The organism is Neisseria sp. P0008.S002, assembly GCF_051962805.1.
Taxonomy (GTDB): Bacteria; Pseudomonadota; Gammaproteobacteria; order Burkholderiales; family Neisseriaceae; genus Neisseria; species Neisseria perflava.
On the sequence record NZ_JBQCUY010000001.1, the window covers coordinates 80808 to 104932 of the forward strand.

Below are 24125 nucleotides of genomic sequence, written 5' to 3' on the forward strand. Positions count from 1 at the left end.
TCAATGATGAATAAAAAAGACATTCCGGCGAAGATGTTGGCCTTGCAACTCAAAGACCCCAATCTGTTGTACAACTGCTATATGCCGTTTTTAGAACACGGCGGCCTGTTCGTACCGACCGATGACGTATTCTCACTAGGCGAAGACATCCTCTTGGCCGTCGAAATCGCCGACTATCCCAAACGCTTCCTGCCAACTAAAGTCGTTTGGATCAATCCGGCGCGCACCTCGGCCCATCGCCCCAAAGGCGTAGGCCTTGCATTCTCCGAACACGAAAGCTGCCTGCAGGCAAAAAACCTGATCGAAGCCGAGCTTGGCCCGCGCCTGCGCAGCGACCGCACTACTTTTACCCTGTAATACCATGTATTTAATCGATTCACATTGCCATCTCAACTTTGACGGCTTAAAAGACCGCCTGCCCGAAGTCTTTGCCAATATGGAAGCGCAAAGCGTCAAACAGGCGCTTGCCATCAGCGTCAGCAAACAAAGTTTTGCCGAAGTCTTCGACATTGCTCAGGCAAATGACCACATCTACTGCACCATCGGCATACATCCCGACAGCCAAGAAGCAGAAGAATTTACCATTGCCGAAATGGTAGAGGCCGCCAAACATCCGAAAATCGTCGGTATCGGCGAAACCGGTTTGGACTATTACTGGTGCAAAGGCGATTTGTCATGGCAACATCAACGCTTTGCCGACCATATCCAAGCAGCCAACGAAAGCGGCCTGCCCGTTATCGTCCACACGCGCGATGCAGCCGAAGACACGTTGCGGATTTTGAAAGAATGCCACACTAATTCCGGCGTGATTCATTGCTTCTCTGAAGACGTCGCCTTTGCCAAAGCCACTTTGGATTTAGGGTTATACATCTCCTTCTCCGGCATTGTGACGTTTAAAAACGCACCGCTGATTCAGGAAGCCGCCAAATACGTCCCAGCCGATAGAATCTTGGTAGAAACCGATGCACCCTTCCTCGCGCCGGTTCCCAAACGCGGTAAACAAAACGAGCCTTCCTACGTCCGCTATACGGCTGAGTTCTTAGCCAATCTGCGCGGCGAGAGCTTGGAAACATTGGCACAAAACACCAGCGACAATTTCTATCGCCTGTTTAAGAAAGTACCCGATGGCCGTCTGAACAATGGCTAGGTCTCAAAGTCTCTAAACATTGGCTCTGCCAATCCGTCATCAGGATTCTGCCTCAAACTCAACGGTAAACTCGAAATGGCTTGAGACAGAAACGCAATCGGCTTGCGCTATCTTCCGAACGGCAAACTTTGAAGAATGGGAATATTCCCATCAACACAATAAATAAGTTTAAATTCAAAATATTGCTTTCCTAAGCCCAGCAAAGCTCAAGGCCGTCTGAAAGTATTTTCAGACGGCCTCTTGCTTATTTTACCGATAGGATGTAAAACCTACCCTTCGAAATAAACGGTTCATCGAAACCGTACATCAATCGACACAATATGGACACAAACTCCGAAATGCACACCCACCCTAATTTTTACGCTATGCTGACTGCAGCCTGCCAAAAAAACGGTAAAGGCACGGTCATTTTCAACGACAAAGAAAAAATCAGCTATTCCTCCCTCAAACGCGAAGTAGAAACCGTCGCCGCCTATCTGCAACACCAAGGCGTACAATATGGCGACAGGGTCGCCCTTGTCGTTTCCAACTCTCCCGAATTTATTGCCGCCTATTTCGCCATTACTTCCATCGGCGCGGTAGCCGTCCCACTCAACGTCTTTTTGAAAAGCGAAGAATTTTCCTACATCCTCAATGACTGCGGCGCACGCTTTATGTTCGCATCCGCGCCGTTGGCCAAAGAACTCAAAAACATCAAAGCCAAAACCAAAGTCAATAAAATCATCTGGATTGGCGAAACCAACGCCGCCAGTGGCGATGACAGCTATTTCGATGCCGCGCGTACATTCCCCGGCAAGCCGAATCTGAGCCGTCAGCCGTCCGTCAACGACTTGGCGCACATTATCTACACCTCCGGCACAACCGGCCACCCAAAAGGCGCACTAATCAGTTATAGCAACCTGTTTTCCAACCTTTCGGGCATCGAACAAATTTTCCAAATTTCACAAAAAGACCGCTTCGTCGTCTTCTTGCCCATGTTCCACAGCTTTACTCTGACCGCCATGGTTTTGCTGCCGATATCTCAAGCCTGCTCGATTATTTTGGTCAAATCCGTCTTCCCGTTCTCCAACGTGTTGAAACAGGTTTTGCTCAAACGCGCTACCATTTTCCTCGGCGTACCAGCTATTTACACAGCCATGAGCAAAGCCAAAATTCCTTGGTATTTCAGATGGTTCAACCGCGTCCGTCTGTTTATCAGCGGCGGCGCGCCTTTGGCCGGACAAACCATTGACGACTTTAAAGCCAAATTCCCGCGTGCCAAATTGCTGGAAGGCTACGGCTTGAGCGAATGCTCGCCCGTTGTGGCCGTCAATACACCTGAGCGCCAAAAAACCGCCAGCGTCGGTGTCGCCCTACCCGGTCTGACCGTGAAAGCCGTCGATGACGAATTGATCGAAGTGCCGCGCGGTGAAGTGGGCGAACTCATCATCAAAGGCGGCTCGGTTATGCAGGGCTACCTCAATATGCCTGACGCCACAGATGAAACCATCGTCAACGGTTGGCTGAAAACCGGCGACTTCGTCACCATAGACGAAGACGGCTTCATCTTCATCGTTGACCGCAAAAAAGACCTGATTATCTCCAAAGGCCAAAACGTCTATCCGCGCGAAATCGAAGAAGCCATCTACAAACTCGAAGCCGTGGAAGCCGCCGCCGTAATCGGCGTGAAAGACCAATACGCCGATGAAGAAATCATTGCCTTTATCCAACTCAAAGAAGGCATGAAACTGGAAGAAGCCGAAGTCCGCAGCCACCTGCGCGGCCTGTTGGCAAACTTTAAAATCCCCAAACAAATCATCTTCCAAGACGAGCTGCCGCGCAATGCCACCGGCAAAGTGTTAAAACGCAAACTCAAAGAACAGTTTCAAGACTAAACCGCTGTTTCAGACGGCCTCTTGATTCATGCAGGCCGTCTGAAAACCTGTCATCAACAACTTTTCAGACGGCCACGACCATGACGACACCTATACTCGAAATCGAAAACCTAAACGGCTCCTTTCCGAGCAAGCAAGTCCTGCACGATATCAACCTGACCTTGCAACCCGGCCGCAAACTGGCATTGGTCGGCGAGAGCGGCAGCGGCAAAACCGTATTGTCGCAAGGCATTATGCGCCTGAATCCAATGGTTACCTTTGAAGGCAGTCTGAAATATTGCGGAACCGACCTGCTGACTCAGCCCGAACGCGCCCTGCAAAAACTGCGCGGCCGCGAAATCGGCATGGTGTTTCAAGAACCCATGACCGCCCTCAACCCCGTTATGCGTGTCGGCGAACAAATCGCCGAAGTCCTGTCCCTGCATTTGGGTTTGGATAAAAAACAGGCATGGGCGCGCGCTATCGAACTCCTAGACGAAACCGGCATCCACCAGCCCGAGCAAAAAGCCCAGGCCTATCCTTTCCAACTTTCCGGCGGCCAACGCCAACGCGCCATGATTGCCATGGCCGTATCAGCCCAGCCCAAGCTCCTGATTGCCGACGAACCGACCACCGCTTTGGACGTTGCCGTCCAAGCCCAAATCCTCGACCTGCTCTCACGCCTGCAGGAAGAACACGGCATGACCATGCTCTACATTACGCACGACTTAAACCTTGTGCGCCGTTTTGCCGACGATGTCGCCGTTATGCGTGACGGCCGCATTCTCGAAACCGGCAAAGCAGCCGAAGTCTTCGCCAATCCTCAGCACGAATACACCAAAATGTTGCTCAACGCCGGCACAACGCGCCGAGTGGCCCCATTGCCTGAAAATCCTGCCACCATCCTTAAAGCCGAACAAATCGCCTTTTCCGTCAAAGAATCAGACGGCTGGTTTAAAAAACGCGACAAAACCATTCTCAACCCCGTTTCTTTCGATCTCAAATCGGGGGAAACATTGGGCATTATCGGCGAAAGTGGCTGCGGCAAAACCACGCTGGCCAAAGCCGTTATGCACCTTATCGATTCCGAAGGCAGCCTGAACATCAACGGCGAGCCATGGCGACACGAATTACGCCGCGAAATCCAAATGGTGTTCCAAGACCCGTTCGGCGCATTCAATCCGCGCATGAACGTCTTTGATACCGTTTCCGAAGCCTTACGCGTACACGAACCTGAAATGCCGCGCGAAGAAATGCGCCGCCGCGTTCAAGAAGTCCTCAAACAAGTCGGCCTGCCCGAAGATGCACTCGAACGCTATCCGCACGCATTCTCTGGCGGCCAGCGCCAACGCCTCGCCATCGCCCGTGCCATTATTGTCCGCCCGAAAATCCTCGTATTGGACGAACCAACCAGCGCGCTTGATGTCCAATGGCAACAACAAATCCTTGAATTGCTCAGCGGCCTGCAAAAAGAATACGGCCTCGCCTTCATCATCATCAGCCACGACCTCGCCGTCATCCGCGCCATTTCCCACCGCGTGATGGTGTTGAAAGACGGCAAAATCGTTGAAGAAGGCGAATGTGAAAACGTGTTTGCCAATCCAAGCAGCGACTACACACGCCATTTGATTGCCCACTCCGGCCACATGGTTCAAGAGGCCGTCTGAATCTTTAAGGATTACGATAGACGCATTTCAAAAAAACTATTACCGGGCGGCGGCACTTGAAATTTTCCCTGTCTGCCACTATTCTGAACAACGTATTCATTAATCTCGATTTAAAAGGAAACAAACATGAGCAGCGAATTGATTATCCACGCCAGCGATGCCAGCTTCGAACAAGACGTTTTGAAATCCGACGTACCTGTATTGCTGGACTTCTGGGCACCATGGTGCGGCCCTTGCAGAATGATCGCCCCAATCTTGGACGACATTGCCTCCGAATTCCAAGGCCGTCTGAAAGTCGTTAAAATCAATATCGACGAAAATGAAGTCACTCCTGCCAAATTCGGCGTTCGCGGCATCCCTACCCTGATGGTGTTCAAAAACGGCAAAAACGTTGCCACTAAAGTCGGCGCATTGGCTAAAGGCCAACTGACTGCATTCGTTGAAGCTTCTATCGCTTAAGGTTTTAAGCATATAAAAAGGCCGTCTGAAAATTGTTTTCAGACGGCCTTTTTTGTATTCATTAAGCAGCCAATGGTTTCAAAGTCAGGCTGATATTTTCAGCTTTTACTTTAAACAGCAAATCAATATTCGGATGTTTGCCCGGATTGGCTTCGGCATCGGCAACATGCTCGGCAAACCATGCCAAGCCACGTTCTGCTGCCGCTGCGTCCAGCTTGCCGTCAAACTCTTGCGCCAAAGCATGGTAAAGCTTGAGCGAGCCTTGTTTGCCGGGCGCATTGGGAATGTGATGAACCACATTGCCCTCTTTATCGAGAATATCCAAGCCGCTCAAATGATCGATGGCAGGCATGGCGGCCAGATTGTCTTGGAAGCTCATGATTGTCCTTTCTGATGTGGGTTTTAAAGCAATCCATATAACAAGGCCGTCTGAAAGTTGATGTTTGACACTTTTCAGACGGCCTTAAACATTTCAATTAACGTGTACCGAAAATCTTATCGCCAGCATCGCCCAAGCCTGGGATGATGTAGCCGTGTTCGTTCAAGTGGCTATCGAGTGCGGCAGTGTAGATGGTTACATCAGGATGCGCGTCATTGACGGCTTTTACGCCTTCCGGAGCGGCAACCAATACCAATGCTTTGATGTTACGGCAACCTTTGGCTTTTAAAAGGTCGATGGTGGCAACCATAGAGCCGCCGGTCGCCAACATTGGGTCAATAATCAGTGCGGGACGTTCGTCCATGCTGTCGACAAATTTTTCAAAATAAGAAACCGGTTTCAAAGTTTCTTCATCGCGCTGCAAGCCGACAACGCTGATTTTGGCAGTCGGAATCAGGTCGAGTACGCCGTCAAGCATACCCAAACCGGCACGCAAAATCGGGACAACGGTCAGCGTTTTGCCTTTGATGCGGTCGCCTTCAATAGAGCCGCACCAGCCGTCAATAATATATTTTTCAATTTCAAAATCACGGCTGGCCTCATATGCCATCAGACGTGCCAACTCGGTGGTAAGCGTGCGGAATTTGTAAGTGCTGCAATCCGCTTCACGCATCAGCGTGAGTTTGTGGCGGACTAAAGGGTGGTTGATAACGGTAACGTTCATGTTGATTTTCCGAATTGCGTTGATGGAGGGGGATTATACTTTTTTTCGCATGGCGCGCAAAGTGCGTATTCATGCGAAAGGCCGTCTGAATCAGGGTTTCAGACGGCCTTTGTCAACAATTTTACATTACGGAATATTGTGGATAATTAAGCTTTCAGCAATTCTTGCAGTTCGCCTGCTTCATACATTTCCATCAAAATGTCGGAGCCGCCGACAAATTCGCCGTTAACGTACAGTTGAGGAATGGTCGGCCAGTCGCTGTATTCTTTAATGCCTTGGCGTACGGCATCGTTTTCCAATACGTTGACAGTCACATAGTCGGTGCAACCTGCCGCATTGAGGATTTGTACGGCACGGGAAGAGAAGCCGCATTGCGGAAATTGCTTCGTGCCTTTCATGAACAATACGACGCGGTGTGTGGTAACGACTTCTTTGATTTGATCGTGGATAGAGGACATGGTGTGTTCCTTTTTACTAAATCGGTTGTTCGGGAAAAATCAAATTTCCCGCCATTATACGCAAATTGATGAAGTTGAGGGGCGTTTATCAACGTCGGATCTGACCGTTGCCGTTGATGTAGAACTTGGTCGAAGTCAGCGCTTCCAAACCCATCGGGCCGCGGGCGTGCATTTTTTGGGTGGAAATACCAATTTCCGCGCCCAATCCGAAAACAAAGCCGTCGGTGAACCGAGTGGACGCATTGACATAAACCGCCGCCGCATCAATGCTTTCTTGGAAAAACTCGGCATGGGCAATGCTTTGGGTCACAATCGCTTCCGAGTGATGCGTCGTATGGCCGTTAATCCAATCGACGGCTTCTTCCACTGATTTTACCGTTTTGACCGACATAATATAGTCAAGAAACTCGGTACTGTAATCTTCCTCGGTTGCCAAAACAGCATTTTTAAAAATACGCAGCGCTTCCTGATCGGCTCTAAATTCGATCGGATGCACTTTGGCAACGGCTTCTTCCAGTTTTGGCAAAAACGCTTCCGCTATCTTTTCATGAACAACCAAAGACTCCGCGGCATTGCACACGCTCGGACGCTGCGTTTTCGCGTTCACGACGATATTGACCGCCATCTCCAAATCGGCACTGTCATCCACATAAATATGGCAATTACCGACTCCGGTTTCAATGACGGGAACTTTCGATTTCTCTTTCACCGTCTGAATCAAGCGCGCGCCGCCGCGCGGAATCAGTACATCAATATAATCAACCGCCTGCATCAATTCCTCAGCGGCAGCATGACTGGTATCTTCAACCAGCTGCACCACATCGGCATCCATCCCCGCTTTTACCAAAGTCTGCCTGATGACGGCAATCAATGCGGTATTGGAATGGATGGCATCGCGACCGCCGCGCAAAATAATGGCATTGCCGGTTTTAAAGGCCAGAGAAAACGCATCGACCGAAACATTCGGGCGGCTTTCAAAAATCATGGCAACCACGCCCAAAGGCACGCGTTTTTGAACTATTTTCAAACCGTCCAAATTGATATAGCCGCGGACAACCTGCCCAATTGGGTCCTGCAAATCGGCAACCTGCCCAACGCCTTCCGCAATGCCTTTGATGCGTTCGTGATTCAAACGCAGCCTGTCGAGCATAATGTCCGAAATGCCGTTTTCTTTTGCAGCGGCCAAATCGCGGGCATTTTCTGCCAAAATCATCTCAGCCTGTTCAACCAACGCCGTTGCAACCTGACGCAGCAGATTGTTTTTTTCCAAGCTTCCCAAGCTGATTAACGTTTTACTGGCTTTTTGGGCATTCTTGCCCAACTGTTCGATATAGCTCATCAAACCTCCCTATTTCTCTTGTGCAAACCACGTTCCAATAGGCGCGCCATCTAAAACCTGAAGAATATCGCGCGGATTGGCGCTGTTCATCAACACCATCTGGCCGTGATGTTCAAACATCATCTGCGCACTCTTAATCTTACTGAACATGCCGCCCGTACCAAACTTACTGCCCGATCCGCCGGCAGAAGCAATAATTTCTTCGGTAATATCGGCAACATGGCTGCGCAGCTTGGCATCGGCGTGAACAGCCGGATTTTTATCAAACAAACCGTCAATATCGGACAACATAATCAGCAAATCGGCTTTAACGATTTTCGCCACGACTGCCGACAAACGGTCGTTATCGCCAAACTTGGTGGCATGGTCCATCTCATCCACGCTGACCGCGTCGTTCTCATTGACAATAGGGATGACGCCGATGGAAAGCAGGGATTCAAAAGCATTGGTAACGTTTGCCAAACTTTCCGGATATTCGACCACATCACGCGTCAGCAGGATTTGCGATACCGTCATCCGATAATGGGAAAAAATCTGCGAGTAAAGGCTCATCATGGCCACTTGGCCGACGCTGGAAACAGCCTGCTGCTGCGCCATTTCCGCCGGACGTTTTTCCATGTTGAGGACATTCAGCCCAAAGCCCATCGCGCCGGAAGACACCAGCACAATTTCTTTGTCCTTACTGACCAAGCTGGAAATGACAAAGGCCAGTTGGTCGATTTTTGCCAAATTGATTTTGCCGTTTGGCAACACCAACGAACTGGTTCCAATCTTAATAACAATGCGTTTTACTGCTTCAAAATCTCGTTTCATTATTCTCCTCTGCTTTCTATTTTTATGATTGCATGCGGCATTATTTCAGCCAAACGTATCCATATCATAACTGCGAAGCAATAGAAAATACAGACAAAATTAAAAACGCTTCCTTTAAAAGCCGTATTTTCAGCTCTTATCCGAATCCGTTAATAACAAAATAAAAGGCCGTCTGAAACCCTATTTCAGGTTTCAGACGGCCTTTTACCGATTGTTTAAACTCTAGCCTGTCACGATAAATACAGACCGTTCCCTACAAAAGCTTATTGGTGTTCAGAAATAATTTTCAGCATTTGTGCCAATACTTTAGGATTGGCCGCAACGATGTCGCCGCTTTCCAACCAGCCTTCATCGCCGGACATATCGGTAACGATGCCGCCTGCTTCTTGGACAATCAATGCACCGGCGGCAATATCCCAAGGTTTGAGGTTGAACTCAAAGAAACCGTCCAAACGGCCGGCCGCAACGGCACACAAATCCAAAGAAGCCGCGCCTTCACGACGGCCGCCGGCGGTTTTTGACAAGAAATCTTTCAAAATCGCCAGATACTTGTCCATCATGCTTTGATCGACAACAGGGAAGCCGGTACCAATCAGGCAGCGGTTCAATTCGATGCGGTTGGAAACGCGGATACGGCGGTCGTTGAGCAACGCGCCTTTGCCGCGGGAAGCCATGTATACGTCGTTGCGCTCAGGTGCGTACACCAAAGCTTCTTGCAACACGCCTTTGTGCAGGAGTGCCATAGAGATGGCGTATTGGGGATGGCCGTGGAGGAAGTTGGTTGTGCCGTCGAGCGGGTCGATAATCCATTCGTACTCGGCGGTGGCTTTACCGTGGGAGCCGCCTTCTTCGCAAGTGATTTTATGATGCGGATAGGCTTCTTTGAGCGCTTCCACCAAAATCATCTCGGAGCTGCGGTCAACATCGGAAACGAAGTCGTTGAATGCTTTGCTGTCTACTTTGACGGCATCCAGATTGCCGGCGGCGCGAATCATCATTTGCCCTGCTTTACGGGCGGCTTTGAAAGCGGTATTTAAAAACGGATTCATGGTTTTCTTCCTAATTCAGGTAAAATACGCCCTAATGCGCCGAACAGGCACACAAGAGGCTGTTAATCGTTTCCGATGCTGTTAAAGAACATTTCAGACGGCATGGAAAAAGGCCGTCTGAAAACAAAAAGATGGCGCATTATACCTGATTCCCGTACAAACAGAAAACAAAACATGACTTCCGAAAAACCCGCCCTGCCCGCCTATCTGGACAATATCCGCATCATCCTCACGCGTACCAGCCATCCCGCCAATATCGGCTCCGCCGCCCGCGCCATGAAAACAATGGGCCTGCACAAACTGACCATCGTTGCCCCCAATCTGATGGCAACGCCGATGACGGAAAATCCGCCCGTATTCGATCCGGAGCATCCGCAATCGTTTAAATTACCGGAAGAAAGTTTCATCCTCGCTTCCGGTGCGGCAGACGTTTTGGAAAATGCCACCATTGCTGCCTCTTTGGACGAAGCCCTTGCCGACACCACCATCGCCTGCGCCCTGACCAGTCGCCGCCGCGAAATCACCGCGCCGCTGCAAACCCCGCGCGATTTGGTGCCCGAATTACTGCAGGCCGCCAACCGAGGCGAAAAAGTGGCACTGGTTTTCGGCAACGAGACTTTCGGCTTGAGCATCGAAGAAGTCCAAGCCTGCAACCGACTGATGACCATCAACGGCAATCCCGACTATTTCTCGCTCAACCTCGCCCAAGCCGTGCAGGTCGTGTGCTACGAAATCTTCAGCCAAACCGATTCGCCCATGACCCATCTTCAACAGGAAGACCACGCTGCGACCCATGAGCAAATCAAAGGCATGGTCGCCCACATGGAAAGCGTGATGAACGACATCGGCTTTTTCAACCGCCGCAACGGCGAGCGCCTGATGCGCCGTATGCAGAGCCTGTTCGGACGCGCCAACACGCAAACCGAAGACATCGACATCCTGCGCGGTTTTTTCAATACCGTCAGCCACCGTATCCATAAAAAAGACTGATTTAAGGCCGTCTGAAAACATTACAAGCTTTTTCAGACAGCATGACTGATATTCGGATAAGCATGAATTACGCCCTAGACGCATTATGGTGGAAACTCACCAGCCAACCCGTCCGCGACCTCGCCTCGCTGCTGACTGCGCCCCCTTTGTGGCAAAGCGGTTGCGAATTGAGCGTGCGCGAACTATTGGGGGAGCACGGTTTCCGCTACCTTTTGGCATTGGACGCCGATCCCGCGCCGCTGATGGATCACCTTGCCCAACGTTCCCCATTCGGCCACCGTCTCGGCATTTATGCCGAAGAGTTGTTGACGTTTTGGTTTGCCAACGCGCCGCACGCCAAACTGCACGCATACAACCTGCCCGTTTTTTCAGACGGCCAAACTTTAGGTGCCGCGGATTTTGTCGTTTCCCTCAACCAACAGCCCTACCATATCGAGCTGGCGTGTAAATACTACGGCGGAGACCAAGTGCAAAACCTGCACGGTCTCAACCCTAAAGACACGCTGACGGACAAGGCCGCCAAATTGGTGCAGCAATCCCAGCTGCTACATACACTGCAAGGCAAAGCAGCCTTAACCGCACAAGGCCTGCCGGAAAATCCGCTTCCTGCTTCCATCGTGCGCGGCATCGGATTTTTTCCACAAGGTTTCCATGCTTTTGAGCCGCCACTTAACTCATACGGCTGGCGCGGCATCTATATTCAAGATTGGGCGGAATACTGGTTTGAACACCAAGAAGTCCGCTACCACCTGCTCGACCGTATGGCCTATCTCGCGCCTGCTCGTGTCGCCGAAACCGAAACATTGAACGAAACCGAAATCCGCCGTATCGACCAAGGCTTGATTGCCGTTTTGGAATTACGGCCGGACGGCTTTTGGCACGAAATCGAACGCATCATGAAGGCCGTCTGAAACCCTTTACCAACTTTAAGAGAACCCATTACATTATGAACGCCGCACAACTCGACCATACCGCCAAAGTTTTGGCTGAAATGCTGACTTTCAAACAGCCTTCCGATGCCGTCCTCTCCGCCTATTTCCGCGAACACAAAAAGCTCGGCCGCCAAGACCGCCACGAAATCGCCGAAACAGCCTTTGCCGCATTGCGCCACTATCAAAAAATCAGTACCGCCCTGCGCCGTCCGCACGCGCAGCCGCGCAAAGCAGCACTCGCCGCACTGGTTCTCGGCAGAAGCACCAACATCAGCCAAATCAAAGACCTGCTTGATGAAGAAGAAACAGAGTTCCTCGGCAATTTGAAAGCCCGCAAAACCGAGTTTTCAGACGGCCTGAATACCGCCGCAGAATTGCCGCAATGGCTGGTAGAACAACTGCAACGGCATTGGAGCGAAGAAGAAATCCTCGCCTTCGGCCGCAGCATCAACCAACCTGCCCCGCTCGACATCCGCGTCAATACCTTGAAAGGCAAACGCGATAAAGTGCTGCCATTGTTGCAAGCCGAAAGTGCCGATGCAGAAGCCACGCCTTATTCGCCTTGGGGCATCCGCCTGAAAAACAAAATCGCGCTTAACAAACACGAGCTATTTTTAGACGGTACACTGGAAGTCCAAGACGAAGGCAGCCAGCTGCTTGCCTTATTGGTGGGCGCAAAACGCGGCGAAATCATTGTCGATTTCTGTGCCGGTGCCGGCGGTAAAACTTTGGCTGTCGGCGCGCAAATGGCCAACAAAGGCAGAATCTACGCATTCGACATCGCCGAAAAACGCCTTGCCAACCTCAAACCGCGCATGACCCGTGCCGGACTGACCAATATCCACCCCGAACGCATCAGCAGCGAACACGATACCCGTATCGCCCGACTGGCAGGCAAAGCCGACCGCGTGTTGGTGGACGCGCCCTGCTCCGGTTTGGGTACTTTACGCCGCAATCCCGACCTCAAATACCGCCAATCCGCCGAGACCGTGGCCAACCTTTTGGAACAGCAACACAGTATCCTCGATGCCGCCTCCAAACTGGTGAAACCGCAAGGCCGTTTGGTTTACGCCACCTGCAGCGTGTTGCCGGAAGAAAACGAGTTGCAAGTCGAACGTTTCCTGTCCGAACATCCCGAGTTTGAACTCGTCAACTGCGCCGAACTGCTGCAAAGCCTGAAGGTTGATTTGGATACCGGAAAATACCTGCGCCTCAACTCTGGAGAACACCAAACCGACGGTTTCTTTGCCGCTGTATTGCAACGTAAGGATTAAGGTTGAAAAAGGCCGTCTGAAATCCTTTCAGACGGCCTTTTTAATAGATTTTTTACATTAAAATCATTAGAAACGATAGTCGCGCTCTGCAATAATATACTTTAAGGCATGTATCTTGACCTTTCATCAGAATATTGTGAAAAGCTGGAAAAAATGCTTTATGCTTTGTAAATGTATGTGTTCTCGTTCAAAATTCGCCCGGTCATGCCTCAGGCGATACCCGATACGGACAACGATAATATATAAATCATTTGGTTAGAAATCATGCCGCATATTTATTCTTCCCCCACAAAGCTCCGTTTATTGTCATCGGCCGTTGCCGTCGCCTGCTGTCTGATGCCGTTTCAGACGGCCTCTGCATACAGCCTGCAAGACATCCTCAGGGATGCTTTAATCAGCGACCCGATTGTGCGTGAAGCAAAAGCCACTCAAGAAGCAGCGCAAAGCACGACCAAAGCTACGCGTGCGCGCCATTATCCTGTCGTTACCCTGACCGGCACGAAAGTGCTGGCGCAACACAATAAATATAACAGCAACGACATGGATGACGGTATCGGCGTGCGCGGCAGCGTGAACATCTACTCATGGGGTGCGATTGAAGCCGCCGTCCGCCGCGACCGCAGCCGCGAAGAATACTATCAACACAAATACACCGAAAGCCAAGAGCAGCTCGGCAGCGATATCGGCCGCCTCTACCTGAGCGCATTGCGTGCAAAAGAAACCCTGATCCTCAACGAGCAGACTTTAGCGCGCCACAACAACCTCTTAAAAGACTTGGACACCATCGTCAAATATGATGTCGGCCGCCGTTCCGAGCTGATTGAAGCGCGCGCGCGCCAACTACAAGTGGCAAACATCATTGCCCAACAACGCCGCACCATGGATTTGGCCCTGAGCCGCCTGTCCCGCTATACCTCGCGCCAGCTGACTGCCAACGACTTGGAAGATCCGTTTAAAAACGACACGGCGAAATCCATCACTGAACGCTTCAACAATCCCAACCGCAACAACAATCCGTCCTATCAGGCGCAATTGGCCGAGCGCGACAGCGTCCGTGCCGATTTGGACGCCTCCAAAGCCGAACGCCTGCCTGCCCTCAATTTGGAAGGCAGTGCAACGCGCAACACCAGACAGCTTTATTTAAACGTTGCATGGAATGTGTTGGATATTGCCGCACGACACAATGTGGAACGCAATGCCAAATCATTGATTGCCGCAGAAGCCAAGTCCGAACAAATCCTGCGCGACATGAACGAACGCGTTCAAACGTCGGCCATCGATATGCAGGAAAGCGAACAGCGTACCGCGCTGACGGCGCAACACATCGCCGCCCAAAAAGAAGTCATCAAAGTGTATGAATTGCAATTTAAAATCGCCCGACGTACGCTGACCGACGTTTTGAGCGCATACAGCGAGTTATCCTCCATCGAGCAGGATTATGTTGCCGCCCGCAACGATTTCCGCGATGCGGCGCTTGACTATTTAAATACCCAAGCCAAAATCTCCGCTTGGGTCGGTTTGGCACAAAAATAAAGCCATATCCGCCGGTTAAACCAAAAACATTACGCGAAAAAATATGAAAGCCATCATTGAACACATCGTTTTAGTGACCCGCCTTTTGGGTGCGCCCGTATCCGAAGCCGCTTTGTCCGCCGAAGTCGTGCGCGACAAAAAGCTCAAGGTCAACTATCACTCACTGGTCGAAGTCCTGCGCAGTCACGGCTTTGAAAACACCTTATCCAAACGCAATCTGGAAGACATCCCCTCGCTCGCTGTGCCGGTTATGATTATCCTGCACAACGAAGAAGCAGCGGTCATCACCCAAATCGAAGGCTCCGGCCAAGAACGCAAATACCATATCCGCCAGGTTGACGGTTTGGAACAGGAACTCAGCCACGAGCAGCTCTCCGGCCTGTATTTGGGCTACTGCTGGTTTATCAAACCCAAAATGGCTACCGATATGCGCTCGGAGCTGCCTGAATACCATTTGCCCAAAGCATGGTTTTGGAAAGTCATTTGGCGTTTCCGCAGCTACTACTACCAAGTCATCTTGGCCACCATCATCATCAACTTCCTTGCGCTCGTCAGCTCCCTGTATGTGATGAACGTGTACGACCGCGTGATTCCCAACCAAGCCTATGAGACCTTGTGGGTATTGAGCATCGGCGTGGTCTTGGCGATTTTGTTTGAGTTTGCCGCCAAGATGATTCGCGGCCACTTGACCGATATTGCCGGCAAAAAAGCCGACCTGATCATCAGCTCCGCCCTGTTCCGCCGCGTGATGGCATTGCGTCTGGCAGACCGTCCTGCTTCTTCCGGTTCATACGCCAGCAACCTGCGCGAATTTGAAGCCGTGCGCGAGTTCATGACCAGTGCCAGCTTGTTGACCATCGTCGACTTGCCTTTCCTGTTGCTGTTTATCTTCGTGATTTCCATGGTCGGTGGCAAACTGGCACTCGTTCCCCTGACCATCATTCCGATTGTCGTGATTGTCGGTTTTGTCGTACAACGACCGCTCTCGCGCCACATTAACGAATCGATGAAAGAAGGTTCGCAACGCTCCGGCCTTGCCGTTGAAGCCATCGAAGGCATCGAAACCCTGAAAACCAACAACGCCACATCTTGGGCGCAACAACGTTGGGACGAATACACCGCCAAAACTTCCGCCTCTTCCATCAAAGTCAAAGACACCAGCAACTTCATGGTCAACTTTGCCGTTGCCATGCAGCAGCTCAATACCGTCTTTTTGGTCGTCGTCGGTACCTATCTGATTCATGCCGACAACCATGCGGAACGCATCACCATGGGTGCATTGATTGCCTCCGTGATTCTGTCCGGCCGTGCTTTGGCGCCATTGGCACAAATTGCCGGTTTGGCCACCCGCTTCCAACAGGCCAAACTTGCCCTCAAAGGCGTAAACGACATCGTTACCCGCCCTATCGAGCGCAATCCGGAACGCAAATATATTACTTTGGACAATGTTCAAGGCAATATTACCTTTGAAAACGTATCGTTCAAATATCAAGCCGACAACAACAGCGCGGTCGAAGATTTGCGCCTGACCATCAAACCGGGCGAAAAAGTCGGTATTTTGGGCCGTATCGGCAGCGGTAAAAGCACCATGCTCAAACTGGCCAGCGGTCTGTACGACACTGAAAAAGGCAACGTTACCCTTGACGGCGTCGATATGCGCCAGCTTGACCCCAACTTCCTGCGCGATCAAGTCCTGCTGTTGAGCCAATCGCCACGCCTGTTCCTCGGCACATTGCGTGAAAACATGGACTTGGCGCGTACCGGCAGCTACTCTACCGACCAAGACTTACTGACTGCACTCAACCGCTTCGGCCTCGACAAAATCATCCGCAACCATCCACGCGGTTTGGATATGCCTCTGGGTGAAGACGGCTTGGGCTTGTCCGGCGGTCAAAAACAAATCATCGCCCTGGCGCGTATGACCTTGCGCAACCCGAAAGTCGTCTTGCTGGACGAGCCGACCACCAGCCTGGACCAAGCCACTGAGCGTATGGCGCTCAATGCCATTGCCCAATGGGGTCGTAACCGCACTATGCTTTTGGTGACGCACCGTCCGCAAGTGCTGCAAATCGTCAACCGCATCATTGTGATGGACAATGGTAAAGTCGTGATGGACGGCCCACGTGACTTGGTATTGCAAAAACTCATGCAAAACGAACAAGCCAAAGCAGCCAACGTCAAACAACAGCAACAAGCTGCTGCAGTCAAACAGCAGCAACAACAAGCTGCCTCAGCCCCTCAATCGGCAGCACAATAAAGCAAAAGGCCGTCTAAAAATCTACTTACCCTTTCAGACGGCCTGCCCTAATGGTTAAAATCCACCAAACACAATAAAGATACACGATTATGAGCCGCGAAAACAACGTCAAATCCAAAGACCTACACCTCATCAACGACCTCAATGCCGCCCTTCAAAAAGAAAAACACAGCGGCCAATTTTGGGTCATCATCCTATTCTTCCTTTTCCTGATTGTCTTCGTCGTCTGGGCATACAACAGCCCTGTCGAAGAAGTGACCCGTGGCAACGGCAATATCATTCCCAGCAGCCGTGAGCAAGTAATCCAAAGCCTAGATCCCGGCATCGTCACCGAAATCATGGTTAAAGAAGGCGACATGGTCGAGAAAGATCAGATTCTGATGAAACTCGACGACACGCGTAGCTCCGCCGTTTTGCGTGAAAGCGAAGCCAAAGTCGAAAACCTCGAAGCTACTGTTGCCCGCCTTAAAGCCGAAGCCTACGGCACCAAGCTCTCCTTCCCTGATAGCGTGGGTCCCGAGCTTCGCCGTCGCGAAATCGCCGCCTACAAAGCACGCCGTCAAGCCATGACCGATGCCGTCAGCGGCCTTTCCCAAAGCAAGGCCGCACTTGACCGCGAAATCGCCATTACCGCACCTATGGTTGCCGAAGGCGTGGTTTCCGAAGTCGAACTCTTAAGAATGCGCCGTGAGTCTGCCGACTTGGCCACCCAAATTTCCGAACGCCGCAACCGCTACAAAGCCGATGCCAACAACGAACTTTTGCAAGCCGAATCCGAGCTGGCGCAATCCAAAGAAAACGTTGCCATGCGCGCAGACCCGGTTGAACGCTCGCAAATCCGCGCTCCTATGCGCGGCATCGTCAAAGGCATAAAAGTTACCACCATCGGCGGCGTTGTGAACGCAGGCGAAGACATCATGCAAATTGTCCCCGTTGACGACAAACTGCTGGTCGAAGCCTATATCCGCCCGCAAGACATCGCCTTTATCCGCGCAGGCCAACCTGCATTGGTTAAAGTCAGCGCATACGACTACTCCATCTACGGCGGTTTGGAAGGCAAGGTTACCCTCGTCGGCGCCGATACCGTCAGCAATTCCATGCAAAACCGTGCCAACGACTTAAAACTTGATCCGAACCAAGTTTATTACCGTGTTCTCGTCCAAACCGAAAACAACTCCCTGAAAGATAAAAACGGCAAACCCATGCCGATTATTCCGGGCATGGTTGCAACGGTAGACATCAAAACCGGTGAAAAAACCATCTTCCAATACCTGATCAAACCGATTACGCGTATGAAACAAGCGTTAAGCGAACGCTAATCGATAAAACGATAAAAGGCCGTCTGAACGTTTTCAGACGGCCTTTGATTTCTGTTTTCACTATGCCCGTTTATCCGGCAGGCAAATTACTTCTCCTTAAAAGCAGTACCGACAAACGTTCTTTTCGGATTGCCGCGCTCAACTTGATAGAGTTGCGCGTGCTGCTCCTGTGCAAAACTTCCAGCTTGTCCGGCATGATGCTCCGCCAGCTTTTGCGCCAATAACATGACCGCCAATTTTTTATTGGCGTGCTGGCTGCGTTCGCTCTCGACCCGCACGGAAATGCCGCTTTCTTTATGGGTGGCGCGGACGGCGCTTTCGGTTTTATTGACATGCTGCCCGCCTTTACCGCCAGAACGGCAGGTTTGAAACTCGATTCCGTTTTCAGACGGCATTTCATACATCTGCGGCATATCGGGCAAGCGGAAAACGCCTATATACCAATTTTTGCGCGGATGTTTCGAGCGGACAGGGCTGGGGCATACCCATTGGAGCGTCCCCTGCCAAGTTTGTGCCAAGCTTTCGGCTTTCTGCCCTTCCAATTTGAGCATTGCCGACAAAATGCCGTGCTTATCGGCGGTTTCGGTAACAAGTTCGGCATCAATGCCTTTGGCTTGGGCTTCGGCAAGCAGCTTGCCTAAGACGAAACGGGCAAATATACGGCACTCCGCCGGCCCTTGCGCGGTGGAAATTTGCAGATAAACCGCTGGTGTATTCTGTTTCATCTTTACGCTCCACACTCGCCGCCGGTTTTATAAGTCAAAACAGGTTTAAACCTCGCGACCAATTCAATCAAACCAGCATTTTTCATGGCGGCAATAACGCTGTCGATGCTTTTATAAGCCTGCGGCGCTTCTTCAAAAATCAAAGCTTTATCCTGACAAACGACTACGCTGCCAAATTCGGTCTGGCGCAGGCTGTCGGCAGTATATTTGTGCGACAGCCTGCCTTTGCATTCGCCGCGCTGCCACTTCCGACCTGCGCCGTGAGCCAAGGTGTTCAACGAAATTTGGCAATCTTCGGCAGGTCGGACCAGATAGCTGTAATCGCCGCGCGAGCCGGGTATCATGACCAAGCCTTTATCGGTGGGCGTTGCGCCTTTTCGGTGCAGCCAACCGGTTGTGCCGTCAATCTCGGTTTGTTCCAAAAAATTATGATGGACATCGAGCAGGCATATTCCTTCTGCGCGCCAACGGTCGAGCATTCTGGCCGCAATCAGACGACGGTTAAGGCTGGCAAATTCAAGGGCTGTTTGGTGTTCGGCAAGGTAGGCTGCTGCCGCTTCGCCCCCTTCTGCCAAACCTTGATGCCCAAAGGCGGCAATATGGCGTTGCAAAATCTGCTGGCCTAATCCGCGCGAACCGCTATGTACTAACAGTTGCAGATGGTTTTCATCAAAATCTATTGGGAGCAGATCGGCGCGATAAACAGTATCAACGGTTTGCAACTCGGCAAAATGGTTACCGCCGCCAATCGTACCTACGGCAAGACCGTCTGAAAATGGGAACATATCGACAGCGTCGCCTAATAATTCGACCTGTTCGTCTTTGTCTAGCGGCGTATCGATATTACCCAGCTGTTTGGCGAGTTTGGCCGGTTTGAGTTTGGCTGCGCGTAAATCGGTCTGCCAAAACGCCATACCGCAACCGATATCATTCCCAATCAGGGCAGGATAAAAATGACGGTCGCTGAAAAATGCCGCGCCAACCGGATAACCGCGCCCTACGTGTAAATCCGGCATTCCGGCAACGCGTAACATATGCGGTAATCGGGCGGTGGTTTCGAGCTGTGCGACAGCGTTGCCTTCAATCCATGTATTTGAATCGGCAATAATTTGAATATGATGGGGATAATTGCCCATGTGTTTATGCTTTCTTTAAAACGGATAGAAACCGTCAGCAGATGACAATAAATATCCACCGTCTGCAAAATGTTCAGACGGCCTGGTTTCTAGCCGATAATCGTAGGGAAAGCAGCCCGAAGCGGGCGACATGGAATGCGAAAAGCGTTATCCGAAAATCAGACCGACGCTTGGGCTGCAAAGAATGTGATTGAGCGGATTGAAGTATTGCGTGTCATGGCTTGCTCCTTTCTTTGCATGAAAATATTAAAAACGTTCGGATTATAGAGGATTCATTTCCAATCATGCAAACTTACTGACATCAATCTGCCAATAATGTTGCATAAATGGCAACTATTGAGAACATAATTTAGGCCGTCTGAAAACTTTTCAGACGGCCTTTGATACCCAATAATCCTTACAAAACAACGGTCGGATAAGAGCCGACAACTTTCACGAAGGAAGCGCGTTCGCCCAAAAGCTGTAAGGCTTTTTGGACATTTTCATCGCTTTGATGGCCTTCGATGTCGATGAAGAACAGGTATTCCCACAAAACCGATTTGCTTGGGCGGCTTTCAAATTTGGTCATGGAAATGCCTAATTCGGTAAAAGGTTGCAACAAAGAAGTAACGGCACCGGCACGGTTGGGTGCGGAGACGACCAAAGAGGTTTTATCGTTGCCGCTGCGGCCGGTTTCTTGATGGCCCATCACCAAGAAGCGCGTGGTGTTGTTCGGTTCGTCTTCGATACACTCGGCGGCAAAGCTCAACTGATAAATTTCCGCCGCGATACGTCCGGCAATGGCGGCCACATTCGGGCTGTCAGATTCGGCAACCAGACGCGCTGCTTCGGCATTGCTGGCTACGGCGATACGTTCGGCATTGGGCAGGTTGCGGCCGAACCAGTCGTTGCATTGCGCCAAGGCTTGGGCATGGGCGAAAACTTTGGTAATGCCGCCGATTTCGTGGCTGTCTTTACGCAGCAGGTTGTGATGAATGCGGACAACTACTTCGCCGCAGGCTTTCAACGCGGTTACGGCCAGCAAGTCCAAAGTACGGCCCACCGAACCTTCTGTCGAGTTTTCTACCGGCGCCACCAAATAATCGGCTTGGCGCGTTTCAACTTGTTTGAAGCAGTTGTCGATGGTGGTACACGCCATGGTGTGTGCGGCGTGGCCGAAATGTTTGATGGCGGCTTGCTGGGTAAATGTCCCCTTCGGGCCCAAATAGGCAATCGTCAGCGGACGCTCCACCGCCAAACATTCGCTCATAATCTCGCGAAACAGCCGGGTAACCGATTCGTCCGGCAAGGGGCCGCGGTTCAAATCCTGAATCCGGCGCAAAACGGCTACTTCCCGTTCAGGACGGTACACCGCGCCTGTCCCTTTCAATTCGCCGATAGCATGCGCATGACCGGCGCGCTCGTTGAGCAAACGGAGGATTTCCGCATCGATACTGTCGATGGCATTGCGGTGCGGCAATAATTGTTCGTCTATGGATAAAGGCATAAGCTGTCTCGCAATTTTGTGAGGGATATTTTCATTTTAACATTAAAGGCCGTCTGAATTCCGTTTTCAGACGGCCTCAACACTATCTTTATCTAACTTTATCGTCTATCAGGTTTGCAAACGCCGCCAATTCCATCATAATTAAGCCTTTTGAACGACAAGGCCTATTCCATGCACTCAAACGGACTGTACACCCGTTTTCTGCCCGATGAAGAAGCAACCCTGAAACTGGGTGAAGAATGGAGCAAGCAGCTTTCCGCTCCGCTGACCATCTATCTTGAAGGCGGGCTGGGTGCAGGCAAAACCACGCTGACACGCGGGATTTTGCGCGGACTGGGACATACGGGCGCAGTCAAAAGCCCGACTTACACCATTGTCGAATCTTATCCGCTGGATGCATTCACCCTCCACCATTTCGACCTCTACCGCTTTACCATGCCCGAGGAATGGGAAGATGCCGGTTTGGACGAATTGTTTGCGCCCGACAGCATCTGCCTCATCGAATGGCCGCAGCAAGGTGGGGAATTCACGCCTCTGGCAGACATTACCATTACATTGACGTACACCGATAAGGGCAGAACCTGCACCTTTTCCGCCCACACAAACCAAGGCCGAAAAAGTTTAGAATCATGGTCAAATTAACTAGAAGACACATTCTCCGTCAAGGCACAGGACTATTTCTCACCCTCACGCCCGTTGGTGCCGCATTGGCCAAACCGGCCTCTCCTGCGCAATTCCTTGCCGTCCGCATTTGGCCGGCGAACGCCTACACACGCGTTACCCTTGAGAGCAACCACTCGATGAAATACCAACATTTTATGTTGGACAACCCCAGCAGGTTGGTCGTGGATATTCAAGGTGCGGAAATCAACAGCGTCCTGCAAGGCATTTCCAGCAAAGTGCTGTCTAACGACCCTTTTATCCGCAGCATTCGTGCCGGTCAAAATACGCCCAATACCGTGCGTATCGTCATCGACCTCAAACAAAGCACCCATCCGCAAGTCTTTGCGCTCGCCCCCGTCGGCAACTTCAGAAACCGCTTGGTTATCGACCTCTATCCGCACGGCGCAGATGCCAACGACCCGATGATGGCCTTGCTCAACGGCAATGTTCCCAAACAACGTCAAAATACCAATATCGCATACGACACCCCTGCCCCTAAAAACAATCGCGGCAGCGGCGGCAACCGCCGTCCCGTGATTATGATCGACCCCGGTCACGGTGGCGAAGATCCTGGCGCAATCGGCCCGAGCGGCCTCAAAGAGAAAAACGTCGTACTCTCCATTGCACGCGAAACCAAAAAACGCCTCGAGGCCTTGGGTTACAACGTATTCATGACGCGCAACGAAGACATCTTTATCCCATTGGGCGTACGCGTTGCCAAAGGCCGTGCGCGCAATGCCGACGTATTCGTATCCATCCACGCCGATGCCTTTACCAGCCCGTCCGCTCGCGGTACCGGCGTATATATGCTCAATACCAAAGGCGCGACCAGCTCGGCGGCAAAATTCCTTGCCCAAACCCAAAACAACGCCGACGCCATCGGCGGTGTACAATCCAGCGGCAACCGCAACGTCGACAACACGATTTTGGACATGACCCAAACCGCAACCCTGCGCGACAGCCGCAAGCTCGGCCATTCCGTCTTGACCGAATTGGGCAAACTCAACCAACTGCACAAAGGCCGCGTTGACGAGGCCAACTTTGCCGTCCTCCGCGCGCCGGACGTTCCGTCCATTTTGGTGGAAACCGCCTTCCTCTCCAACCCTACCGAAGAGCGGCTGCTCGGCAGCGAATCCTTCCGCCAACAATGCGCCCAAGCCATTGCCACCGGTATTCAAAAATACATCAATACCGCCGTTTTACGACGCGGTTAATGGCTTGATGAAACAAAGGCCGTCTGAAAATTTTTCAGACGGCCTTATCTTTTCAAGCAATCTATTTAACCGCACTTCCCTACCGCAGCCGGATAGACGGATACCTTCGTCTGCGTCAATGCAAACAGGTTTTCCAACTGCATTTGCGCCTGACGGTTGGCATGTTCCAAAATCTCAGCCCTACATGCGCTTTGCAATACCTGCCGTTTCGCCTCTTCCTGCACCGTCTTAAATACCGACTTATCCATAGGCAGCAAATTAAACGAGCCGGTCTGAATATCGTACACTTCGATATTTTCCAAATCCACGCTCAAAATTTCCACCGCCGGCAGGCTGATTAAGACCTTGTCGTCCACAATATTGACATTGTCCGCGCCTAACTTGTCCAAATCCAAACCAGCCAACACCTTACCGCGCACAATAAAAATACCGCTTTGTGAATCCTGCCACAGCCTGCGCCAATCCCCTTTTTTCTCCGTACGGATAATCGTATCGATATAAAATGCCGTACTTTCCAAGCGGTTCATCTGCTTAATCTGCATCAAAACCCCCTCACGGGACAAAACCTGATGTTCTTCGTTCTGACCATGCAGGGCATAAAACCAGCCGCCCGCAGCCGTCAGCGCACACAACACCAGCACGACCAATCCGCGTCCAAGCATTTTCATTTCAAACATCCCCCATTAAAATAATCATCAAAACATTCCC

General features: G+C 51.3%; 23 protein-coding genes. 13 read left to right on the top strand and 10 right to left on the bottom strand.

The window, feature by feature from the left end; all coding sequences use genetic code 11:
- Positions 1-3: 3 nt before the first annotated feature.
- The 5 genes from ACTHSA_RS00440 (at position 4) to trxA (ending at position 5126) form a co-directional block, all read left to right on the top strand.
- Positions 4-357 carry a PilZ domain-containing protein gene (locus ACTHSA_RS00440; RefSeq protein ID WP_003682949.1) on the top strand — a complete coding sequence of 118 codons (354 nt, stop codon included), beginning with the start codon at positions 4-6 and terminating at the stop codon, positions 355-357.
- 4 nt (positions 358-361) lie between these two features.
- Positions 362-1147 (top strand): TatD family hydrolase, encoded by a 786-nt coding sequence (locus ACTHSA_RS00445; RefSeq protein WP_070826476.1) that lies wholly within the window; start codon positions 362-364, stop codon positions 1145-1147.
- A gap of 320 nt (positions 1148-1467) precedes the next feature.
- Positions 1468-3021 carry a fatty acid--CoA ligase gene (locus ACTHSA_RS00450; protein ID WP_070625821.1) on the top strand — a complete coding sequence of 518 codons (1554 nt, stop codon included), beginning with the start codon at positions 1468-1470 and terminating at the stop codon, positions 3019-3021.
- Between the two features lie 80 nt (positions 3022-3101).
- Positions 3102-4667 (top strand): ABC transporter ATP-binding protein, encoded by a 1566-nt coding sequence (locus ACTHSA_RS00455; protein WP_070625824.1) that lies wholly within the window; start codon positions 3102-3104, stop codon positions 4665-4667.
- 126 nt (positions 4668-4793) lie between these two features.
- On the top strand, positions 4794-5126 hold the full coding sequence (gene trxA / locus ACTHSA_RS00460; RefSeq protein ID WP_004520846.1) for a thioredoxin TrxA: 333 nt from the start codon (positions 4794-4796) through the stop codon (positions 5124-5126).
- Positions 5127-5187: 61 nt separating this feature from the next.
- Here the strand turns inward: trxA and ACTHSA_RS00465 are convergent, their stop codons facing one another.
- The 6 genes from ACTHSA_RS00465 to ACTHSA_RS00490 all read right to left on the bottom strand — a co-directional run bounded on the left by ACTHSA_RS00465 (position 5188) and on the right by ACTHSA_RS00490 (position 9888).
- Positions 5188-5505 carry a DUF2322 family protein gene (locus ACTHSA_RS00465; RefSeq protein WP_070625826.1) on the bottom strand — a complete coding sequence of 106 codons (318 nt, stop codon included), beginning with the start codon at positions 5503-5505 and terminating at the stop codon, positions 5188-5190.
- Between the two features lie 97 nt (positions 5506-5602).
- Complete coding sequence (gene upp / locus ACTHSA_RS00470; RefSeq protein ID WP_004519527.1) at positions 5603-6229, bottom strand: uracil phosphoribosyltransferase; 627 nt, start codon at positions 6227-6229, stop codon at positions 5603-5605.
- 146 nt (positions 6230-6375) lie between these two features.
- Positions 6376-6687 carry a Grx4 family monothiol glutaredoxin gene (gene grxD, locus ACTHSA_RS00475; RefSeq protein WP_003681608.1) on the bottom strand — a complete coding sequence of 104 codons (312 nt, stop codon included), beginning with the start codon at positions 6685-6687 and terminating at the stop codon, positions 6376-6378.
- An 88-nt stretch (positions 6688-6775) separates the two neighbouring features.
- Positions 6776-8026 carry a glutamate-5-semialdehyde dehydrogenase gene (locus ACTHSA_RS00480; protein ID WP_049335564.1) on the bottom strand — a complete coding sequence of 417 codons (1251 nt, stop codon included), beginning with the start codon at positions 8024-8026 and terminating at the stop codon, positions 6776-6778.
- Positions 8027-8035: 9 nt separating this feature from the next.
- Positions 8036-8839, bottom strand: coding sequence for a glutamate 5-kinase (gene proB / locus ACTHSA_RS00485; protein ID WP_049335562.1), 804 nt, complete (start codon positions 8837-8839; stop codon positions 8036-8038).
- Positions 8840-9102: 263 nt separating this feature from the next.
- Positions 9103-9888, bottom strand: coding sequence for an inositol monophosphatase family protein (locus tag ACTHSA_RS00490; RefSeq protein WP_004519521.1), 786 nt, complete (start codon positions 9886-9888; stop codon positions 9103-9105).
- A 174-nt stretch (positions 9889-10062) separates the two neighbouring features.
- Here ACTHSA_RS00490 and ACTHSA_RS00495 point away from each other — a divergent pair, with 174 nt between their 5' ends.
- From ACTHSA_RS00495 to ACTHSA_RS00520, 6 genes are all read left to right on the top strand, one after another.
- Positions 10063-10878 (top strand): RNA methyltransferase, encoded by an 816-nt coding sequence (locus ACTHSA_RS00495; protein ID WP_049335615.1) that lies wholly within the window; start codon positions 10063-10065, stop codon positions 10876-10878.
- Between the two features lie 41 nt (positions 10879-10919).
- Positions 10920-11789: a DUF1853 family protein gene (locus ACTHSA_RS00500; RefSeq protein WP_049335560.1), complete on the top strand. Its 870-nt coding sequence runs from the start codon at positions 10920-10922 to the stop codon at positions 11787-11789.
- 35 nt (positions 11790-11824) lie between these two features.
- Positions 11825-13084 (top strand): RsmB/NOP family class I SAM-dependent RNA methyltransferase, encoded by a 1260-nt coding sequence (locus ACTHSA_RS00505; protein ID WP_049335559.1) that lies wholly within the window; start codon positions 11825-11827, stop codon positions 13082-13084.
- 264 nt (positions 13085-13348) lie between these two features.
- Complete coding sequence (locus ACTHSA_RS00510) at positions 13349-14617, top strand: TolC family protein (protein ID WP_440367077.1); 1269 nt, start codon at positions 13349-13351, stop codon at positions 14615-14617.
- A gap of 43 nt (positions 14618-14660) precedes the next feature.
- Positions 14661-16874, top strand: a complete 2214-nt coding sequence (locus ACTHSA_RS00515) for a type I secretion system permease/ATPase (RefSeq protein ID WP_004519516.1) — start codon at positions 14661-14663, stop codon at positions 16872-16874.
- 89 nt (positions 16875-16963) lie between these two features.
- Positions 16964-18193 carry an HlyD family type I secretion periplasmic adaptor subunit gene (locus ACTHSA_RS00520; protein WP_004519515.1) on the top strand — a complete coding sequence of 410 codons (1230 nt, stop codon included), beginning with the start codon at positions 16964-16966 and terminating at the stop codon, positions 18191-18193.
- Positions 18194-18279: 86 nt separating this feature from the next.
- Here the strand turns inward: ACTHSA_RS00520 and prfH are convergent, their stop codons facing one another.
- The 3 genes from prfH to pheA all read right to left on the bottom strand — a co-directional run bounded on the left by prfH (position 18280) and on the right by pheA (position 21540).
- Positions 18280-18918: a peptide chain release factor H gene (gene prfH, locus ACTHSA_RS00525; RefSeq protein ID WP_070588363.1), complete on the bottom strand. Its 639-nt coding sequence runs from the start codon at positions 18916-18918 to the stop codon at positions 18280-18282.
- Positions 18919-18920: 2 nt separating this feature from the next.
- A complete protein-coding gene (locus tag ACTHSA_RS00530) occupies positions 18921-20054 on the bottom strand; it encodes an RNA ligase RtcB family protein (protein WP_070588362.1) in 1134 nt (377 codons plus the stop codon).
- A gap of 397 nt (positions 20055-20451) precedes the next feature.
- Positions 20452-21540 carry a prephenate dehydratase gene (pheA, locus tag ACTHSA_RS00535; RefSeq protein WP_070625830.1) on the bottom strand — a complete coding sequence of 363 codons (1089 nt, stop codon included), beginning with the start codon at positions 21538-21540 and terminating at the stop codon, positions 20452-20454.
- Positions 21541-21711: 171 nt separating this feature from the next.
- Between pheA and tsaE the strand changes: the two genes are divergently transcribed.
- Positions 21712-22182: a tRNA (adenosine(37)-N6)-threonylcarbamoyltransferase complex ATPase subunit type 1 TsaE gene (tsaE, locus tag ACTHSA_RS00540; protein WP_440367080.1), complete on the top strand. Its 471-nt coding sequence runs from the start codon at positions 21712-21714 to the stop codon at positions 22180-22182.
- Complete coding sequence (locus tag ACTHSA_RS00545) at positions 22170-23417, top strand: N-acetylmuramoyl-L-alanine amidase (RefSeq protein WP_049335552.1); 1248 nt, start codon at positions 22170-22172, stop codon at positions 23415-23417. The genes tsaE and ACTHSA_RS00545 overlap by 13 nt, the downstream gene beginning before the upstream one ends.
- Before the next feature lie 65 nt (positions 23418-23482).
- On the opposite strand, the gene ACTHSA_RS00550 is transcribed toward ACTHSA_RS00545, so the two are convergent.
- Positions 23483-24094, bottom strand: a complete 612-nt coding sequence (locus ACTHSA_RS00550) for a DUF4230 domain-containing protein (protein ID WP_079453678.1) — start codon at positions 24092-24094, stop codon at positions 23483-23485.
- Positions 24095-24125: the final 31 nt, after the last annotated feature.

Coding starts and splice junctions, on each gene's coding strand:
- ACTHSA_RS00440 (WP_003682949.1), top strand. CDS start 4: ATGATGAATAAAAAAGACATTCCGGCGAAGATGTTGGCCTTGCAACTC.
- ACTHSA_RS00465 (WP_070625826.1), bottom strand. CDS start 5,505: ATGAGCTTCCAAGACAATCTGGCCGCCATGCCTGCCATCGATCATTTG.
- ACTHSA_RS00455 (WP_070625824.1), top strand. CDS start 3,102: ATGACGACACCTATACTCGAAATCGAAAACCTAAACGGCTCCTTTCCG.
- ACTHSA_RS00450 (WP_070625821.1), top strand. CDS start 1,468: ATGGACACAAACTCCGAAATGCACACCCACCCTAATTTTTACGCTATG.
- ACTHSA_RS00445 (WP_070826476.1), top strand. CDS start 362: ATGTATTTAATCGATTCACATTGCCATCTCAACTTTGACGGCTTAAAA.
- ACTHSA_RS00480 (WP_049335564.1), bottom strand. CDS start 8,026: ATGAGCTATATCGAACAGTTGGGCAAGAATGCCCAAAAAGCCAGTAAA.
- tsaE (WP_440367080.1), top strand. CDS start 21,712: ATGCACTCAAACGGACTGTACACCCGTTTTCTGCCCGATGAAGAAGCA.
- ACTHSA_RS00515 (WP_004519516.1), top strand. CDS start 14,661: ATGAAAGCCATCATTGAACACATCGTTTTAGTGACCCGCCTTTTGGGT.
- ACTHSA_RS00500 (WP_049335560.1), top strand. CDS start 10,920: ATGACTGATATTCGGATAAGCATGAATTACGCCCTAGACGCATTATGG.
- ACTHSA_RS00505 (WP_049335559.1), top strand. CDS start 11,825: ATGAACGCCGCACAACTCGACCATACCGCCAAAGTTTTGGCTGAAATG.
- prfH (WP_070588363.1), bottom strand. CDS start 18,918: ATGAAACAGAATACACCAGCGGTTTATCTGCAAATTTCCACCGCGCAA.
- ACTHSA_RS00545 (WP_049335552.1), top strand. CDS start 22,170: ATGGTCAAATTAACTAGAAGACACATTCTCCGTCAAGGCACAGGACTA.
- ACTHSA_RS00530 (WP_070588362.1), bottom strand. CDS start 20,054: ATGGGCAATTATCCCCATCATATTCAAATTATTGCCGATTCAAATACA.
- ACTHSA_RS00490 (WP_004519521.1), bottom strand. CDS start 9,888: ATGAATCCGTTTTTAAATACCGCTTTCAAAGCCGCCCGTAAAGCAGGG.
- upp (WP_004519527.1), bottom strand. CDS start 6,229: ATGAACGTTACCGTTATCAACCACCCTTTAGTCCGCCACAAACTCACG.
- pheA (WP_070625830.1), bottom strand. CDS start 21,540: ATGCCTTTATCCATAGACGAACAATTATTGCCGCACCGCAATGCCATC.
- ACTHSA_RS00550 (WP_079453678.1), bottom strand. CDS start 24,094: ATGTTTGAAATGAAAATGCTTGGACGCGGATTGGTCGTGCTGGTGTTG.
- ACTHSA_RS00520 (WP_004519515.1), top strand. CDS start 16,964: ATGAGCCGCGAAAACAACGTCAAATCCAAAGACCTACACCTCATCAAC.
- trxA (WP_004520846.1), top strand. CDS start 4,794: ATGAGCAGCGAATTGATTATCCACGCCAGCGATGCCAGCTTCGAACAA.
- ACTHSA_RS00495 (WP_049335615.1), top strand. CDS start 10,063: ATGACTTCCGAAAAACCCGCCCTGCCCGCCTATCTGGACAATATCCGC.
- grxD (WP_003681608.1), bottom strand. CDS start 6,687: ATGTCCTCTATCCACGATCAAATCAAAGAAGTCGTTACCACACACCGC.
- ACTHSA_RS00510 (WP_440367077.1), top strand. CDS start 13,349: ATGCCGCATATTTATTCTTCCCCCACAAAGCTCCGTTTATTGTCATCG.
- proB (WP_049335562.1), bottom strand. CDS start 8,839: ATGAAACGAGATTTTGAAGCAGTAAAACGCATTGTTATTAAGATTGGA.